13 protein-coding genes are annotated in these 17,536 nt (G+C 67.7%); all 13 read right to left on the reverse strand.

What is annotated here, in order from left to right; genetic code table 11:
* Positions 1-289: 289 nt before the first annotated feature.
* Positions 290-3,118, reverse strand: coding sequence for a hybrid sensor histidine kinase/response regulator RetS (retS, locus tag HMPREF1224_RS31045; RefSeq protein ID WP_010793720.1), 2,829 nt, complete (start codon positions 3,116-3,118; stop codon positions 290-292).
* Between the two features lie 103 nt (positions 3,119-3,221).
* Positions 3,222-4,511 (reverse strand): phosphoribosylamine--glycine ligase, encoded by a 1,290-nt coding sequence (gene purD / locus HMPREF1224_RS31050; RefSeq protein ID WP_010793721.1) that lies wholly within the window; start codon positions 4,509-4,511, stop codon positions 3,222-3,224.
* 103 nt (positions 4,512-4,614) lie between these two features.
* Positions 4,615-6,222, reverse strand: a complete 1,608-nt coding sequence (purH, locus tag HMPREF1224_RS31055) for a bifunctional phosphoribosylaminoimidazolecarboxamide formyltransferase/IMP cyclohydrolase (RefSeq protein WP_010793722.1) — start codon at positions 6,220-6,222, stop codon at positions 4,615-4,617.
* Positions 6,223-6,301: 79 nt separating this feature from the next.
* Complete coding sequence (gene fis / locus HMPREF1224_RS31060) at positions 6,302-6,625, reverse strand: DNA-binding transcriptional regulator Fis (protein ID WP_003121116.1); 324 nt, start codon at positions 6,623-6,625, stop codon at positions 6,302-6,304.
* Positions 6,622-7,620 (reverse strand): tRNA dihydrouridine synthase DusB, encoded by a 999-nt coding sequence (dusB, locus tag HMPREF1224_RS31065; RefSeq protein ID WP_003095402.1) that lies wholly within the window; start codon positions 7,618-7,620, stop codon positions 6,622-6,624. The genes fis and dusB overlap by 4 nt, the downstream gene beginning before the upstream one ends.
* 203 nt (positions 7,621-7,823) lie before the next feature.
* On the reverse strand, positions 7,824-9,101 hold the full coding sequence (locus HMPREF1224_RS31070) for a DUF3426 domain-containing protein (RefSeq protein WP_010793723.1): 1,278 nt from the start codon (positions 9,099-9,101) through the stop codon (positions 7,824-7,826).
* A gap of 95 nt (positions 9,102-9,196) precedes the next feature.
* A complete protein-coding gene (gene prmA, locus HMPREF1224_RS31075; RefSeq protein WP_003107506.1) occupies positions 9,197-10,081 on the reverse strand; it encodes a 50S ribosomal protein L11 methyltransferase in 885 nt (294 codons plus the stop codon).
* 80 nt (positions 10,082-10,161) lie between these two features.
* Entirely contained in the window at positions 10,162-11,028 is an 867-nt protein-coding gene (locus tag HMPREF1224_RS31080) for an EI24 domain-containing protein (protein WP_003112326.1), read from the reverse strand.
* Positions 11,029-11,138: 110 nt separating this feature from the next.
* Positions 11,139-12,488 (reverse strand): acetyl-CoA carboxylase biotin carboxylase subunit, encoded by a 1,350-nt coding sequence (accC, locus tag HMPREF1224_RS31085; protein ID WP_003095391.1) that lies wholly within the window; start codon positions 12,486-12,488, stop codon positions 11,139-11,141.
* A 17-nt stretch (positions 12,489-12,505) separates the two neighbouring features.
* Positions 12,506-12,976, reverse strand: coding sequence for an acetyl-CoA carboxylase biotin carboxyl carrier protein (gene accB / locus HMPREF1224_RS31090; RefSeq protein ID WP_003110495.1), 471 nt, complete (start codon positions 12,974-12,976; stop codon positions 12,506-12,508).
* A 23-nt stretch (positions 12,977-12,999) separates the two neighbouring features.
* On the reverse strand, positions 13,000-13,443 hold the full coding sequence (gene aroQ, locus HMPREF1224_RS31095; RefSeq protein ID WP_003095385.1) for a type II 3-dehydroquinate dehydratase: 444 nt from the start codon (positions 13,441-13,443) through the stop codon (positions 13,000-13,002).
* 143 nt (positions 13,444-13,586) lie between these two features.
* Positions 13,587-15,362, reverse strand: coding sequence for a protein-disulfide reductase DsbD (locus tag HMPREF1224_RS31100; protein ID WP_003116102.1), 1,776 nt, complete (start codon positions 15,360-15,362; stop codon positions 13,587-13,589).
* A gap of 159 nt (positions 15,363-15,521) precedes the next feature.
* Entirely contained in the window at positions 15,522-17,495 is a 1,974-nt protein-coding gene (gene ctpL / locus HMPREF1224_RS31105; protein WP_010793724.1) for a methyl-accepting chemotaxis protein CtpL, read from the reverse strand.
* Positions 17,496-17,536: the final 41 nt, after the last annotated feature.

Below are 17,536 nucleotides of genomic sequence, written 5' to 3' on the forward strand. Positions count from 1 at the left end.
GGGCGTAGGGCGAATAACCGCGTGCGGTTATCCGCCGTGGCGGAAGTGGCGGTATCGGCGGATAACGCCGTTGGCGTTATGCGCCCTACGGGAGCCGGGACCACCGGGGCGTAGGGCGAATAGCCGCTTGCGGTTATCCGCCGTGGCGGAAATGGCGGTATCGGTGGATAACGCCGTTGGCGTCATGCGCCCTACGGGAGCCGGGACCACCGGGGCGTAGGGCGAATAACCGCGTGCGGTTATCCGCCGTGGCGGAGGCCGGGTGCAGCGCCGGAGCACGTCGCTGCCCTCAGGAGGGCAGGGCGTCGCCCTGGCGGCGGCGATCGCGTTCGCCGACCCAGTAGGCGATCAGCTCACGCAATTGCGACAGCTCCACCGGCTTGGCCATGTGCCCGTCCATGCCGACCAGCCGCGCGCGTTCCTTGTGTTCGCTGAGGATGTGCGCGGTGAGCGCCACCACCGGGGTATGCGGGCGCTGTTCGTGGGCTTCCCAGGCGCGGAGCTGCTCGGTGGCGGAGAAGCCGTCCAGAACCGGCATCTCGCAGTCCATCAGCACCAGGTCGTACTGGGTCGCCTTCATCGCGCTGAGCGCCTCCTGGCCGTTGCTGGCGGTGTCCGGCTGGAGGTTGAGCTTGTTCAACATGCCGCGGATGACCTTGGTGGAGATGCTGTTGTCCTCGGCGACGAGGATCCGGAAGTCGCTCGGCAGGCTCGGCGCCTGCGCTTCCTTGGCCGGTTGCAGGTAGTTGGTGACGCCGCTGACGCCGCGCTGGGCGAGTTCGTCGGCGAGGGTCGCCTTCAGCGTGTAGCCGGCCACCGGCTTGGCCAGGATGCGCTTGATCCCGGCGTTGCGGGCGATGATCTTGCTCGGCGCGTTGCTGATCCCGGTGAGCATGATCAGCAGGATGTCGTGGTTGAGGTTGGGGTCTTCCTTGATCTTCGCCGCCAGTTGCATGCCGGTCATGCCGGGCATGTCCTGGTCGAGCAGGACCACGTCGAAGTACTCGCGCAGGTGCGCCTTGGTGCGCAACTGGGCCAGCGCCTCCTTGCCGGACGACACCGCGCTGACGTTCAGGCCCCAGCCGCTGCACTGCTGCACCAGCACCTTGCGGCAGGTTTCGTTGTCGTCCACCACCAGCAGCCGGGCGCCCTGCAGCGGGCCGTCGAGGTCGGCGGTGGGGTTCTCCAGCTGCTGCGGGTCGAGCGGCAGGGTCAGCGACAGGGTGGTGCCCTGGCTGCTGCCGGACTGGATGCCGAACTCCCCGCCCATCAGCCGCACCAGTTGGCGGGCGATGATCAGGCCGAGGTGGCTGCCGAGCTTGCTGGCGGAAAGGAAGTCGCCGCTGTGCAGCTCGGCGGTGAGCAGCGCCTCGCGCTCCTTGGCGTCGAACGGGTGGCCGCTGTCCTGCACGGCGATGCGCAGGCGTGGCGTCTCGCCCTGGTCGGCGAGGGCCACCACCAGCAGGATCTCGCCTTCCTCGGTCTGCTTGAACGCGTTGTCCAGCAGGCTCAGGACCACCTGGCGCAGGCGCGTCGGATCGCCGCCGATGACCCGCGGCACCTGCGGCTGGGTGAAGCTGATCAGCTCGATGCGCTGCTGCTCGGCCTTGACCCGGAAGATATCCAGGCAGTCCTCGATCAACGCGTTGAGGTCGAACTGCACTTCGTCCAGCTCGATCTGCCCGGACTCCAGCTTGGAGATGTCGAGTATCTCGTTGATCAGCGTGAGCAGCTCGTTGCCGGCGCTGTGGATGGTCTGCACGTAGTCGCGCTGCTTCGCCGACAACGGGGTGCCGAGGAGCAGTTCGGTCATGCCCAGCACGCCGTTCATGGGCGTGCGGATCTCGTGGCTGATCTTGGCCAGGAACTCGGCCTTGGTCTGCAATTCCGCGGTGTGCGCCGCCTCGCTGGTGCGCTGTTGCAGGTTGAGCTGCTGGATCAGCCGCTGGCGTTCGGTGAGCGAGACGCTCAGGACCAGCCCGGCGAGGGTGGCGAAGCTGAACACCCCGAGCACCAGCCAGCCCGGATCGAGTTGCTTGGTGCCGAACAGTACCGGCAGGAACACCATGAAGCCGGCGTTGAACACGATCATCCCGGCAACGATCAGGCGCGCCGGCTGGTAGCCGCGATACCAGTGCCAGGCCGCGATCAGCGGGACGCTGAGCGAACTGAGGATCACCAGCAGGTAGATCAGCCAGCTGAACCAGAGTTGCTGGGTGAAGGCGATGATCGCGCCGACCGCCAGGATCAACAGCGCCTCGCCTTGCAGGAGGCGGTTCAGGCGGCTTTCCGCAGTGCCGCGGAAGAAGCTGCAGGCGAACCACAGCAGGCTCACCGCAGCGCCGAGGGCGCCGAGGTCGGCGGTCAGCGACTGGTTGAACTTGAGTCCCGGCAGCCAGAACGCCACCAGCCCCAGGTTCGCCGCGGCGCAGACCGCCAGCGCCGCGTGCACCGCCGCCAGCCACAGGCTGCTGGCGCTGCGCGAGTAGGCGAAGCGGATCAGGTTGTACATCAGCAGCAGGAGCATGCCGCCGAGCAGCATGCCGAAGGCGTAGGCGGGCTTCTCCAGGCCGACCAGGCCGGCTTCGTCGATCTGGTCGAACCAGGCCATCAGCGGATGGTTGGAGGTCATCCGCACGTACAGGGTCATCGGCTTGCCGTCGACCGGCAGCGAGAACAGGTAGGAGCGCGAGGGCAGCGGGCGCTCCTGGAACGGTCGCGACTCGCCGGTGTGTTGATCCCGCACCAGTTGGCCGTCCTGCACCAGGTAATAGTCCAGGTACTGCACCCGCGGGGCGAAGATCCACAGCCAGCTCGGCACCTTCTGCGCGGGAAGCTGGACCTGCAGCCAGACCGCCTGGGGGCTGGCGGGGAAGATGAAGGAGCGCTTGGCCAGCGGGCGGAACTGCTCCTTGCGCTGGAGGACGTCGGCGATCCGCAGTTGCGCGCTCTCGTCGCGCAGCAGGCGCCAGTTCTGGTTGACGCTGGGGGTGGTGGCGGTGGTTTGCAGGGGAACGCTGGAAACGCCGGCGTCGTCCGCGACCGCCGGCGACATCGGACCGAGCAGAAGCAGCAGGAAGCTGACGAGTAGTCCTATGGCGATCCGAAGCCGTACCACGGCGAAGTCCCTTCGAAGGTGAATGGCCGGATTATAGCCAAGTGGCCGTGGCAACGGCATAGGCCGCGGAAGCGCCGTGCGGCGCCCGCGGCTTTGGGCCCGGTCAGGACTCGCCGCGCTCGCGGGCGATGGCACGGTAGCCGATGTCCTTGCGGTAGAAGCAGCCGTTCCAGCGGATCTTCTCGGCCAGGCGATAGGCCTGTTGCTGGGCGGCGGACACGCTCTCGCCGATGGCGGTGGCACAGAGCACGCGGCCGCCGGAGGTGACCACCTGGCCATCCTTCAGCGCGGTGCCGGCGTGGAACACCTTGCCGTCCAGCGCGGCGGCCTCGGCCAGGCCTTCGATGACCTCGCTCTTGGCGTAGTCGCCCGGATAGCCGCCGGCGGCCAGTACCACGCCCACGGTCGGACGCGGGTCCCAGGTCGCCTCGACCTTGTCCAGCGCCTTGGCCAGGGCGGCCTCGACCAGCAGGACCAGGGAGGACTCCAGGCGGACCATGATCGGCTGGGTTTCCGGATCGCCGAAGCGGCAGTTGAATTCGATGACCTTGGGCGCGCCGCTCTTGTCGATCATCAGGCCGGCATAGAGGAAGCCGGTATAGACGTTGCCTTCCTCGGCCATGCCGCGCACGGTCGGGTAGATCACTTCGTCCAGCACCCGCTGGTGGACCTCGGCGGTGACCACCGGGGCCGGCGAGTAGGCGCCCATGCCGCCGGTGTTCGGCCCGCTGTCGCCATCGCCGACGCGCTTGTGGTCCTGGCTGGTGGCCATCGGCAGCACGTTCTGGCCGTCGACCATGACGATGAAGCTGGCCTCCTCGCCATCGAGGAACTCCTCGATCACCACGCGCGAGCCGGCGTCGCCGAAGGCATTGCCGGCGAGCATGTCGCGCACGGCGGCTTCGGCTTCGTCCAGGTTCATGGCGACGATCACGCCCTTGCCCGCGGCCAGGCCATCGGCCTTGATGACGATGGGCGCGCCCTGCTCGTGCAGGTAGGCCAGGGCCGGCTCGACCTCGGTGAAGTTGCGATAGGCGGCGGTGGGGATCCGGTGGCGGGCGAGGAAGTCCTTGGTGAAGGCCTTCGAGCCTTCCAGCTGGGCGGCGCCGGCGGTCGGGCCGAAGATATCCAGGCCGCGCTCGCGGAACAGGTCGACCACGCCTGCCACCAGCGGCGCCTCGGGACCGACGATGGTCAACTGGACGTTCTTCGCGGCGAAGTCGGCCAGTTGCTCCAGGGCCAGCACGTCGATGGCGACGTTCTCGCACTTGGCTTCGGTGGCGGTGCCGGCGTTGCCCGGGGCGACGAAGACCTTCGCCACGCGCGGGTCCTGGGCGACTTTCCAGGCCAGGGCATGTTCACGACCGCCGCTGCCGATGATGAGTACGTTCATGGGGTTCTCCTGGCGCAACGGCGGGTAACGCGCCGCGTTATCCGCCCTGCGTGAAATTCGTGGGTAGGGCGGCTGACCGCATCGCGCTCAGCCGCCGTGATACTCAATGGCGGAAATGGCGCATGCCAGTGAACACCATCGCGATATCCGCCTCGTCGGCCGCCGCGATCACTTCGTTGTCGCGCATCGAGCCGCCCGGCTGGATCACCGCGGTGATGCCGGCCTTGGCCGCGTTGTCGATGCCGTCGCGGAACGGGAAGAAGGCGTCGGAAGCCATCACCGCGCCTTTCACTTCCAGGCCGGCGTGCTCGGCCTTGATCGCGGCGATCCGTGCGGAGTTGACCCGGCTCATCTGGCCGGCGCCGACGCCGACGGTCTGGCGGTTCCTGGCGTAGACGATGGCGTTGGACTTGACGAACTTGGCCACCTTCCAGGCGAAGATCAGGTCGTGGATCTCCTGCTCGGTGGGCGCGCGGCGAGTGACGATCTTCAGGTCCTCGGCCTTGATCATGCCGATGTCGCGGCTCTGTACCAGCAGGCCGCCGTTGACCCGCTTGAAGTCCCAGCCCGGGGCGCGCTCGGCTGGCCATTCGCCGCATTCGAGCAGGCGTACGTTGGCCTTGGCGGCGACCACCTCGCGGGCGGCGGCGGAAATCTTCGGCGCGATGATCACCTCGACGAACTGGCGCTCGACGATGGCCTTGGCGGTTTCGCCGTCCAGCTCGCGGTTGAAGGCGATGATGCCGCCGAACGCCGATTCGCTATCGGTGGCGTAGGCCAGGTCGTAGGCCTTGCGGATGCCGCCTTCGTCTTCCGGCACCACGGCGACGCCGCAGGGGTTGGCATGCTTGACGATCACGCAGGCCGGCTTGAGGAAGCTCTTCACGCATTCCAGGGCGGCGTCGGTGTCGGCGACGTTGTTGAACGACAGTTCCTTGCCCTGCAACTGGATGGCGGTGGAGACGCTGGCCTCGCCCTTCTTCGCCTCGACGTAGAACGCCGCGCTCTGGTGCGGGTTCTCGCCGTAGCGCATTTCCTGGGCCTTGACGAACTGACTGTTGAAGGTGCGCGGGAAGGCGCCGCGGTCGGCGGTGCCTAGGGTATCGCGGGTCTGGTCGATGGTACCCAGGTAGTTGGCGATCATGCCGTCGTAGGCGGAGGTGTGCTCGAACGCCTTGAGGGCCAGGTCGAAACGCTGGGCGTAGGTCAGGCCGCCGGCCTTGAGGGATTCGATCACGGTGGCGTAGTCGCCGGCATTGACCACGATGGCGACATCCTTGTGGTTCTTCGCCGCCGAACGGACCATGGTCGGCCCGCCGATATCGATGTTCTCGATGGCGGTAGGCAGGTCGCAGTCGGGCCTGGCCACCGTGGCCTCGAAGGGATACAGGTTGACCGCCACCAGGTCGATCGGCTTGATGCCGTGCTGCTCCATGACCGCGCCGTCCAGGTCGCGGCGACCGAGGATACCGCCATGCACCTTCGGGTGCAGGGTCTTCACCCGACCGTCCATCATTTCCGGGAAGCCGGTGTAGTCGGCCACTTCCACGGCAGAGATGCCGTTGTCCCGGAGCAGCTTGTAGGTGCCGCCGGTGGAAAGGATTTCCACGCCGAGGGCGACCAGCTCACGGGCGAAGTCGACGACGCCGGTCTTGTCGGAAACGCTGATCAGCGCGCGGCGGATGGGCAGGCGGGTGGTTTGGTCGGTCATTGCAAGGGTCCTGAGGGCTGGCTTCCGGCCGCGGGTGCCGGCCGGGACGCGCGCCCTTGGCCGGAGCCCGCCGCCGCTCTTAAAGAAGATCGTATTGCTTGAGTTTCTTGCGCAGGGTCCCGCGGTTCAGGCCGAGTAGCTCGGAGGCCTTGGTCTGGTTCCCCTTGACGTGGTTCATGACGGTTTCCAGCAGCGGCGCTTCGACTTCGCAGAGCACCATGTTGTAAACGTCCGTGACCGGCTGCCCTTCGAGGTGGGCGAAGTAGTTGTGCAATGCCTTCTCCACGCTGTCGCGCAGGGTCTGCCCTTCTTGCGTCGGCGTGGTGAGGTGCTGTTTCAGGTTGGCGTTGTCGCTCACGGGCGTTGTTCCACTCACTAAAGTCTCGGTCGTCATCGTTGTCATGCGGCCACCCCTGTTCCGTTGTTCTGGCGCTCGGCGAAGAACTGCCTGACGCTGGCGCACTGCGCATCCGTGTCCTGCAAACGATTGAACTGGGCGCGGAATTCCCTTGCGCCCGGCAGAGTCGCGAGATACCACCCCACATGCTTGCGGGCGATCCGCACACCCATTTCTTCCCCATAAAAAAGGTGCAGCTCCGCGAGGTGTTCGAGCAGGATGCTCTGCACTTCGGGAAGCGGCGCCGCCGGCAGGTGCTCGCCGGTCCGCAGGTAATGGTCGATCTCGCGGAAAATCCACGGTCTTCCCTGGGCGGCCCGACCGATCAGCAGGGCATCCACCCCGGTCTGCTCGATGACTTTCCTGGCCTTTTCCGGCGAATCGATGTCGCCATTGGCGAACACCGGTATCGACACGGCCTGCTTGATCGCCGCGATGGTCTCGTACTCCGCCTCCCCGGTGTACAGGTCGGCGCGGGTCCGGCCATGCACCGCAAGAGCCTGGATCCCCGCCTGTTCGGCGAGCTTCGCGACGGTGACGCCGTTACGGTTGTCCCGGTCCCAGCCGGTCCGGATCTTCAGGGTGACCGGTACGTCGACCGCCCTGACCACGGCATCGAGGATCTCGGCGACCAGCGCCTCGTCCCGCAGCAGGGCGGACCCCGCTGCCTTGTTGCATACCTTCTTCGCCGGGCAGCCCATGTTGATGTCGATGATCTGCGCACCGAGTTCCACATTGCGCTGCGCGGCCTCGGCCAGCATGGCCGGATCGCCACCGGCGATCTGCACCGAGCGCGGCTCGTCCTCGCCATCGTGGATCAGGCGCAGGCGCGACTTGCGGCTGTTCCACAGGCGGACGTCGCTGGTCACCATCTCCGATACCACCATCCCGGCGCCAAGGCGACGGCAAAGCTGACGGAACGGACGATCGGTCACCCCGGCCATCGGCGCGAGGATCAGTCTGTTGGGCAGTGTATATGGGCCGATGCGTACCACCGACATGGGGCTTCCCTGTCTTGCGGTGCTGCGAAAAAAGGGAGGGCATGATACCCGCTCTGGATGACCGGATAAAGGCTGTTTTGGATAAATTCTGAACAGCCGATTCCTTAGTTCTTACAGTTGGAAGACGAGCGGCACTTGCGCCTGGCGCTCCGCGCGAGCGGGTGGGCGTAGCGGCCCGGCGGCGACCGGGGAGGTCTTTCCGGTCACTCCGGGGAATGGAAGCTCAGGCTGTAGTTCACCGCCTTCGGACCCGGGTCGAGGATGTCCAGCGACACGTGGATCGGTACCTGCGGTGGCATTTCCGTTCGTCCGGCCAGCTCGCCGCCGAGGTACTCGCCGGGCTTGAAGCGGCGATTGGCGATGAGGTGGCCGTTGAGGTCGGCGAAGCGCAGTTCCAGCAGCGGGAACGGCTGCGAGAAGCTGGCGCGATTGTAGATGATCGCGTCGACCACCAGCGCGCCGCTGAATTCGGGATGGCTGCGGACCACCAGGTTGCTGCTCCTGATCTGCTCCACGTCGACCTTGGAGGGAAGGGTGCAGCCGATTTCCGGGCAGAGCTGGGCGAACCAGGGGCGATAGGCGTCCTGGCGCGCCAGTTCGTCGAAATGGTAGGCGATGTACTGAGCGGCGAGACCGCCCAGCGCCAGCAGGATCAGCAGCAGCCAGCCGAGACGCCGCGGCCATTGGCGCCGGGGCTTCTCCCAGGCCAGTTGCAGCGGCTCGTCGCGCAACTGGTCGAGACTCTCGACCGGCGCCTCGTCCGGTTTGCGGGCGCTGCCCAGGGGCGCGACGGACTGTTCCTCGGCGCTTTCCTCGTCGTCTTCATCCAGGGCGCTCAGGCCGTGGCGGCGCTTGCCGAGGCTGGGCTCGTCGTCATCGTCGTCATCGAGGCTGAGGCGAAGTTCCGGCGGATCCTCGGCGCGGCGCAGCGGCACGAAGGATACCCGCTCTTCCGCCAGCGGTTCGCCGAGGCTCGGTTCCTGGCGCGGGTTGCCGCGCGCCGGCTGGGCCGGTTCGGCATCGGCGATCAGCGCCTCGGCCCAGCGTTCGTCATGTGGATCGCGTTCGTCGTCGCGGCGCGCCAGCAGGCTTTCCGCCGGTCGCGGGGCCTTCTCGATGCTGGAGAATTCCTGGTTCAGCTCGAATTCGTCGAGCTTGGCCAGTTCCTCGTCGAGGTTGAGGCTGTCCAGGTCGAGGTCGTCATGGATCCACAGGGTTTCGTCGCGCGGGCGCGCTGCCGGGGGCGCGGCCGAGGTGGCGGCCGCGACGCTTGGCGCGGGTGGCGGAGCGGCGACCGGCTTCGCTTCGGCTGCCGAAGGAGCGTTCGCGCGCGGCGCGCCACCGACCTGGTGTTGCAGGGCGTTGAAGACTTTCAGGCAGGTGCCGCAGCGGACCGCGCCATTGGCGGCGCCCAGTTGCGCGTCGTTGACGCGGAAACTGGTGCTGCAATGGGGACATTGGGTGATGACGCTTTCGCTCATGCGGCGATCCGTAGGGAAAATCCGGCGGCTAGTCTACCCCAAGCTTCTTGCACGAAGGCAGTGGGGCGGGATCAGTGGTGGCTGGCGGCGCGCCATCAATCGGCGCGGCGGCGGCCGCTGATGCGGATCCAGCCTTCGCGCTCGGCGGTCGGGTCGAGATCGAAGTGTGCGGAGTAGGCCGCGCGGACCTCCGCGGCCTGCTCGGCGAGGATGCCGGACAACGCCAGCAGGCCGCCGGGACGTACCAGGCCGGTCAGTTGCGGGGCGAGGGAAACCAGCGGGCCGGCGAGGATATTGGCGACCAGCACGTCGGCCTGTCGCTGCGGCAGGTCCGCCGGCAGGTAGACAGGGAACCGCGCGGGCTCGATACCGTTGCGCGAGGCATTGTCGCGCGAGGCTTCCAGGGCCTGTGGATCGATGTCGGTGCCGACCGCCCGTTCGGCGCCGAGCAGCAGCGCGGCGATGGCGAGGATTCCCGAGCCGCAGCCGAAGTCGAGCACCTGCCGGCCGGCCAGTTCCTGGCCGTCGAGCCATTCCAGGCACAGCGCGGTGGTCGGGTGGGTGCCGGTGCCGAAGGCCAGGCCCGGATCGAGCAGCAGGTTGACCGCGTCCGGCTCGGGGGCGGCGTGCCAGCTCGGCACGATCCACAGGCGGCGGCCGAAACGCATCGGCTGGAAGTTGTCCATCCAGCTGCGTTCCCAATCCTGGTCGGCGATTTCCTCGACATGGTGCTCGGGCAGGTCGCCGCCGGTAAGCAAGGCGAGGTGGGCGAGCAGGGCGGTCTCGTCGGTGTCCGCTTCGAACAGCGCCAGCAGGTGGGTGCGCGACCACAGCGGGGTGGTGCCGAGGTCCGGCTCGAAGATCGGCTGGTCTTCGGCGTCCATGAAGGTCACGGAGACGGCGCCGACTTCGAGCAGGGCGTCTTCGTAGGTTTCGGCCTGTTCCGGGGTGATGGCCAGGCGAACTTGTAACCAGGGCATGGGGCGACCTCTGTTGCGGCTGTAAACGAAACGGGCCGCCCAGGGGCGACCCGTTTTCCACCGCGCAAGCTTACTTGAGGCTAGCCGGCGCTGCCACTCTCTGCCGTGGCCTCGCCGCGCAGTTGCGCCAGGCCGCGATTGGCCAGGTGGCAGGTACCGCCGCCGAGCACCGCCGGCAGCAGCAGGTTGAGCAGCGGCACCAGCGCCAGGAGCAGTATCAGCAGGCCGAACAGCAACAGGCTGCCGCGGCGAGCACGAAGCACGGCGAGCTGCTCGCCGGCATCGGCCAGCCCGGCCAGCGTGGCGGGCAGCAGGAAGCGGATGTTCAGGTAGGCCAGCGCCAGCAGCAGGAGTACACCGTTGTAGAGCGGAACCAGCAGGCCGACCAGGATCGATCCGGAAACGCCCAGCCAGGGTGCCAGGCGAAAGCCGGCGGCACGCCACAGCGAGATCCTTTCGCCGGAGGCAGGTGCCAGTCGCGGGTAGCGTTGGCGGACCTGTTCCTTCAGTTGTCCGAGCAGGCCGATGCGCAGGCCCAGGCGGATGCCGAAGACGATGCTGGCGGCGTACAGGGCGACGAAGAACAGCGCGGCATAGCCGACGAAATAGAACGCCAGTTGCGCCAGTCCCGCCAGGCCGTTGAAGGCCGCCAGCGGATCGAAGTACGGGCCACCGCTGCCGGCCTCGATCAGCGAGCCGCTGGGGATCAGGGCGAAGTTGGCCACGCTGAATGCCGTGTACAGCGCGGCCCAGCCGCAGAGGCGGATGATCGGTTCGAAGAAATGCACGAACAGCCAGGTGCACAGCACGCTGACGAGAATGCACAGGCTCGCGGAGCGGAAGAGTGCGGCGGGTTGCAGGCTTTCCCTGAAACCCAGGGCGAAGCAGGTCGCGGCCTCGGTCGCGGCGGCCAGCGATTGGCGGTACCAGCGGCGGATGCGTTCCATGCAGGAGTCCGGTGGTGGAGGGGCGACGAGGATAGCACCGTTGGGGCGGCCGGCAGGCGGAAACGACAAGGGCCGCCCGGAGGCAGCCCTTGTGCGCAGCGACTGACGGATCAGTGCTTGTCCATACCCAGTTTCTTCTCCAGGTAATGGATGTTCACCCCGCCCTTGCAGAAGGCGGCGTCGCGCACCAGGTCCTTGTGCAGTTCGGTATTGGTCTTGATACCGTCGACGATCAACTCGTCCAGGGCATTGCGCATCCGCGCCAGCGCCTCGTCGCGGTCGGCACCGTAGGTGATGACCTTGCCGACCAGCGAGTCGTAGTTCGGCGGCACGCTGTAGCCGCTGTAGAGGTGCGAGTCGACGCGCACGCCGTTGCCGCCGGGGGCGTGGAAGTGCTTGACCTTGCCCGGGCTGGGCATGAAGGTCTTCGGGTCTTCGGCGTTGATCCGGCATTCCAGCGCATGGCCGCGGATGACCACGTCCTCCTGGCGGATCGAGAGCTTCTCGCCGGAGGCGATGCGCAGCATCTCCTTGACGATGTCGACACCGGTGACCATCTCAGATACCGGGTGCTCCACCTGCACGCGAGTGTTCATCTCGATGAAGTAGAAGCGGCCGTTCTCGTAGAGGAACTCGAAGGTGCCGGCGCCGCGGTAGCCAATCTCGATGCAGGCCTGGACGCAGCGGGCGAAGACTTCCTGACGGGCCTTCTCGTCGATGCCGGGGGCCGGCGCCTCTTCGATCACCTTCTGGTGGCGGCGCTGCAGGGAGCAGTCGCGGTCGCCGAGGTGGATGGCGTTGCCCTGGCCGTCGGAAAGCACCTGGACTTCCACGTGGCGCGGGTTGGTCAGGAACTTCTCCAGGTAGACCATCGGGTTGCCGAACGCCGCGCCGGCCTCGGTGCGGGTCAGCTTGGCCGACTTGATCAGCTCGGATTCGTCGTAGACCACGCGCATGCCGCGCCCGCCGCCGCCGCCGGCGGCCTTGATGATCACCGGGTAGCCGACCTCGCGGGCGATCGCCAGGGCGGTTTCTTCATCTTCCGGCAGCGGGCCGTCGGAGCCCGGCACGGTGGGGACGCCGGCGCGCTTCATGGCGTCCTTGGCCGAGACCTTGTCGCCCATCAGGCGGATCACCTCGGCGGTCGGGCCGACGAAGGTGAAGCCGGAGCGTTCGATCTGCTCGGCGAAGTCGGCGTTCTCGGCGAGGAAGCCGTAGCCGGGGTGGATCGCGGTGGCGCCGGTGACCTCGGCCGCGGCGATGATCGCCGGGATCTGCAGGTACGACTGGGTGGCCGGGGCCGGACCGATGCACACCGATTCGTCGGCGAGCGACAGGTGCATCAACTCGCGGTCGGCGGTGGAGTGTACCGCCACCGTCTTGATCCCCAGCTCCTTGCATGCGCGAAGGATGCGCAAGGCGATTTCGCCGCGGTTGGCGATCAGCACTTTTTCCAACATCGCAGGTTCCCCGCGGCTTAGACGATGGTGAACAGCGGCTGGTCGAACTCAACCGGCTGGCCGTTCTCCACCAGGATCGACTCGATGGTGCCGCTAACTTCGGCTTCGATGTGGTTCATCATCTTCATGGCTTCGACGATGCACAGGATGTCGCCTTTCTTCACGCTCTGGCCGACTTCGACGAAGTTGGCCGAGGTCGGCGAGGCGGCGCGGTAGAAGGTGCCGACCATCGGCGAGCGAACCACGTTGCCGTTCAGCTTCGGCGCGGCCGGGGCGCTTTCCGCGGCAGCGGCGGCCGGAGCGGCGGCTGCCGGCGCCGGAGCGGCGACCGGAGCGGCGAAGGCCGGAGCCTGTGCGTACACCGGCTGGGCGGCGGTCTTGCTGTGGCGGCTGATGCGTACCGACTCTTCGCCTTCGCGGATTTCCAGCTCGTCGATACCGGACTCTTCCAGCAGCTCGATCAGTTTCTTGACTTTACGAATGTCCATTAGCGCTAGCACTCCCAGTGAGGTCAGGGGCGTTGAAGTTGTTCAAGGGCGGATTCCAGGGCCAGGCGGTAGCCTGTGGCGCCGAGACCGCAGATCACCCCTACCGCCACGTCGGAGAAGTAGGAGTGATGCCGGAAAGGTTCACGTTTGTGCACGTTCGACAGGTGCACTTCGATGAATGGGATGCTCACCGCAAGCAGCGCGTCACGTAACGCGACGCTGGTATGGGTGAATGCCGCCGGATTGATGATGATGAAGTCCACGCCTTCGTCGCGCGCGGCATGGATCCGGTCGATCAGTTCGTATTCGGCGTTGCTTTGCAGATGCAGCAGGTGGTGGCCGGCTTCGCGGGCGCGGCGCTCGAGGTCCTGGTTGATCTGCCCGAGGGTGGTCGAACCGTAGGTGCCGGGCTCGCGGGTGCCCAGCAGGTTCAGATTCGGCCCGTGCAATACGAGGAGGGTCGCCATTGTCTTGTTGATTGTCCTGTACAGGCTGCAAACGGCAAGCGGGCACTATGCCGGAATTTCCGTATGACTGTCCAGTCACTGTTAGATTGCAGTAGATCGCCGCATGTTGACCGGCAATTGCGGCAGAAGTATGTCAGCGCATGTCACTGCCGGGTAGCGGCCCGGCGCAGTCGTTCGGCGAGCCCGGCGGCGTCGATCTCTCCGATGACGCGCAAGTCGCTCCATTCGTCACCGCCCGGGGCGAAGAACAGGATCGCCGGCGGACCGAACAGGTTGTAGCGGTCCAGCAGGCCGCGCTGGGCCGGGTTGCTTTCGGTGATGTCGAAGCGCAGCAGGCGGTAGGCCGGCAGTCGTGCCTGCACCGTGGGATCGGTGAGAACCTGGCGCTCGATGACCTTGCAACTGATGCACCAGTCCGCATACCAGTCCAGCAGCACCGGCTTGCCGGCCTGACGTGCCTCGGCCAGGGCGGCGTCCAACTGCGCCGGGGTGGTCAGGTTCTGCCATTCGCCGGGCGTGCTCGGCGGCCCGGCATGGATCGACGGCACCGAGCGGCCCAGCGGATGGATCGGGTCCGACTCGCCCTGCAGGGCGCCGATCCAGGCGGCCACCGCGTAGGTCAGGAACATCAGGCCAAGCAGTTGCAGCAGGCGGCGTGCGGCGCTCTTCGGGGTGAATTCGAGGGCGCCCAGGGCCAGGCCGGCGCCGCCGGCGAGCATGCCCCAGAGCATCAGCGCCACCGGGCCGGACACCACCCGCTCCAGCAGCCACACGGCGACCGCCAGCAACAGCACGCCGAAGGCGTTGCGCACGCCGTTCATCCAGGCTCCGCTCTTGGGCAGCAGGGCGCCGCCGCCGGCGCCGAACACCACCAGCGGCGTACCCATGCCCAGGCCGAGGGCGAACAGTTGCAGGCCGCCCCCCCAGGCATCGCCGCTGGCGCTGATATAGAGCAGCGAGGCGGCCAGCGGGGCGGAGACGCAGGGCGAGACCAGCAGGCTGGAAAGCACGCCGAGGGTGGCCGCGCCGAGGATCGAGCCGCCGCGCGCATCGCCGGCCAGGCGGTCGAGCGGTTCGCGGATGAAGCCGGGCAGGCGCAGCTCGAAGAAGCCGAACATGGCCACGGCGAACAGCGCGAAGAACGCCGCGAATGGCACCAGTACCCAGGGCGACTGCAATTGCGCCTGGAGATTGAGGCTGGCGCCGAACATGCCCATCAGCGCGCCGAGCAGGGCGAAGCAGAGCGCCATCGGCAGCACGTAGGCGAGCGACAGGACGAAGCCGCGACCACCGCCCGGCCGGCCGCGCAGGACCACTCCGGAGAGGATCGGCAGCATCGGCAGCACGCAGGGGGTGAAGGTCAGGGTCAGGCCGGCGAGGAAGAAGAACAGCAGGCTGCGCTTGCCCTTGTGCTCGAGCGGGCCCTTGCCGGCCGCGTCGCTCGCGGCTGGCGGCGCGGCACCGCCGTCGATGTCGAAGCGCCTGGTTTCCGGGGGGTAGCAGAGGCCCTTGTCGGCGCAGCCCTGGTACGTCACCACGAGGGTATAGGGCTGCCGGGCCGGGTTGTTCAGGGGAATCTCCAGGTCGACGATGTTGTAGTAGACCTCGGTATCGCCGAAGTACTCGTCGTGGTGCTGCTTGCCCGCCGGCAGCTGCACCTGGCCGAGGCTGACCTGGGCTGGCTCGACCTTGAACTGGAAGCGGTGGCGGTAGAGGTAGTAGCCCTCGGCGTTGACGAAGCGCAGCAGCACGTGCTGCGCGTCGCTGCGCTCGACGCTGGGCTTGAACGCCTGGTCGACCTTGAGGAAGCCGCCGCCATCGAGGCCGCCGCCGAGGGAGGCGCCGGGACGGCTGTCGAACAGGCCCGCGCCGGCGGGCAGGGCGACCAGCAGGAGGATCAGGGTCAGCAGGCGGCGCATGGATATCTCGTCGGATCAAAAGCCGGAATGATAGCGGAAAGCCGGGCCCGATCGAGCCCCGTGCGGCTGATCAGGTCCTGCCCCGGTTCCGCTGAGCGGTATCCGACCGGTCCGAAGCCAGACGGTTCCCCTGGCGCCTTGCGGCACGTCGCCGCAGGGTCACAGGCGGAAGGCCTGCACCGTGGTGCGCAGGTCGCCGCCCAGTTGCCGCAGTTGCTCGCCCTGTTCGCGGCTATGGCCGATCAGCCGCAGGTTTTCCCCGCCCAGGGCGTGGATGCGTTCGCTGTGCGAGCGAATCTCGCCGACCGCCTGGCTCTGCTGGGTCGAGCCTTCGGCGATGCGTTCGGCCATCACGCCGATGGTATGGATCGCGGCGACCACTTCGTCCAGCGCGCCCTCCGCCGCGCCGGCCTGTTCGGCGGTGCGTTCGGCATGCTCGACCTGGCTGCGCATGGCCTCCACCGATTGCCGCGCGGCCTGTTGCAGGCGGCCGATGAGCTGCTGGATCTCCTCGGTGGCCCCGGCGGTGCGCTGGGCCAGCGAGCGGACTTCCTCGGCGACCACGGCGAAGCCGCGGCCCTGGTCGCCGGCGCGGGCGGCCTCGATGGCGGCATTGAGGGCGAGCAGGTTGGTCTGTTCGGCGATCGAGCGGATCACCGTCAGCACGCTGCCGATGGTCGCCGACTCCTCGGCCAGGCGCTCGATCGACTGGGCGTTGCCTTGCACCTCGTCGACCAGCTCGCGCAGGCCGCCCAGGCTCTCGCCGATCACCCGCTGGCCATGCTCCACTGCCTGGCCTGCGCTGCGACTGGCGTCGGCGGTCTGGCTGGCGTCTCCGGCGACCTGCTGGATCGCCGCTTCCATGTCGCCGAGGGCGTCGCGGATCTGCCCGGTATCGCCGGCCTGGCGCTCGACCCCGGCGTGCAGGCCGCTGCTGACCTCGGCCAGGGTCTGGCTGCTGCCGGCGACCTGTTCGGCGCGGCGGTGGATCGCGCCGACCAGCTCGGCGAGGAAGCTGCGCAGGCGGTTCAGCGAATCTTCCAGGTTGCGCAGGTCCTCGGTGCGGGTACGCAGGGATATGGGGTGCGAGAAGTCGCCGTCGGCCCAGGCCGAGAGCGCCGGCACCAGTTGCCCGAGGACCCGCGCCAGGCGTCTTTGCAGGCTGTCGATGGCGAGGGCGATGAGCAGGATCAGGGCGATCATCCCACCCTGGATCAGGCGTACCTGGCCTTGCAGGCGCTGGCGTTCGCCGCGCACCTGCGGTTCCAGGGTGGCCAGGGCCTGGCGCACCGCGTCCAGTCTGGCGCCGGTGTCGGCGGACAGTTGCTGGCGACGCTCGATCAGGTCGCGGGTGCGGCGCAACTCGTCCGGATAGCGTTGCAGCAGGCTGGCGAGTTCGCGCCGCAGCGCCACGCCGCGGTCTTCGGCATTGCCGGCGCCAGCCTCGGCGTCGCCGGCCAGCCCCATCATGGCGGCGAAGTCGTCGCTGGCCGAGCGTTGCTCGTCGAGCACGCCGAGCAGCGGCAAGGCCTCGATCCGCCCGGCCTGCTCGCGCAGGTTGGCCAATTCGCGCTCGACGTCGCCGGCCAGGGCCGGGTTGGCGCTTTCCACCAGCTTGGCGCGGGCCAGGCTGAGGCGGGTCAGGTGCAGGCTGGCGAGCAGCAGCGGGGTGCGGTAGGCGCCGGCCTGGGGCTGCCCCGCCGCGGCGTCCAGGTAGGCGGACCATTGTTCCAGGTTGCCGGTGAGGTCGCGCTCGGCCTGTAGCAGCAGGCCCTGCGGGTCGCCGGCGAGCTTGCCGGCGGCGAGCAGGTCGCCGGCGCTGAATTCGCGCAACTCCGCGAGGCTTGGCGCGAGGGTCCGGGCGAGGTCCGGCGGTAGCTCCGGCAAGGCCTCGGCGAGGCTTTCCAGGGCTTGCAGCGCGGCCTGCTGGCGCACGGCGTCGCCGCTGCCGAGGTACTGGCGGATGTTGCGCGCGACCTGTTCGTCGAAGCGCTGCGACAGCTCCAGGTACTGGTCGAGCAACTGGAAGGGCCGCTCCATGGCGCGTTGCGACCACCACAGGGTGATTCCCAGGGCGAGGCAGACGGTGAGCAGGAGCAGGGTGTTGAGGTTGGTGAGTTGCTTGAGGCGCATGGCGAGTCTCGTCCGACTACGGAACGGCGAGACCGCAGGTT

The sequence above is a fragment of the Pseudomonas sp. P179 genome, assembly GCF_000478485.2.
Lineage (GTDB): Bacteria > Pseudomonadota > Gammaproteobacteria > Pseudomonadales > Pseudomonadaceae > Pseudomonas > Pseudomonas aeruginosa.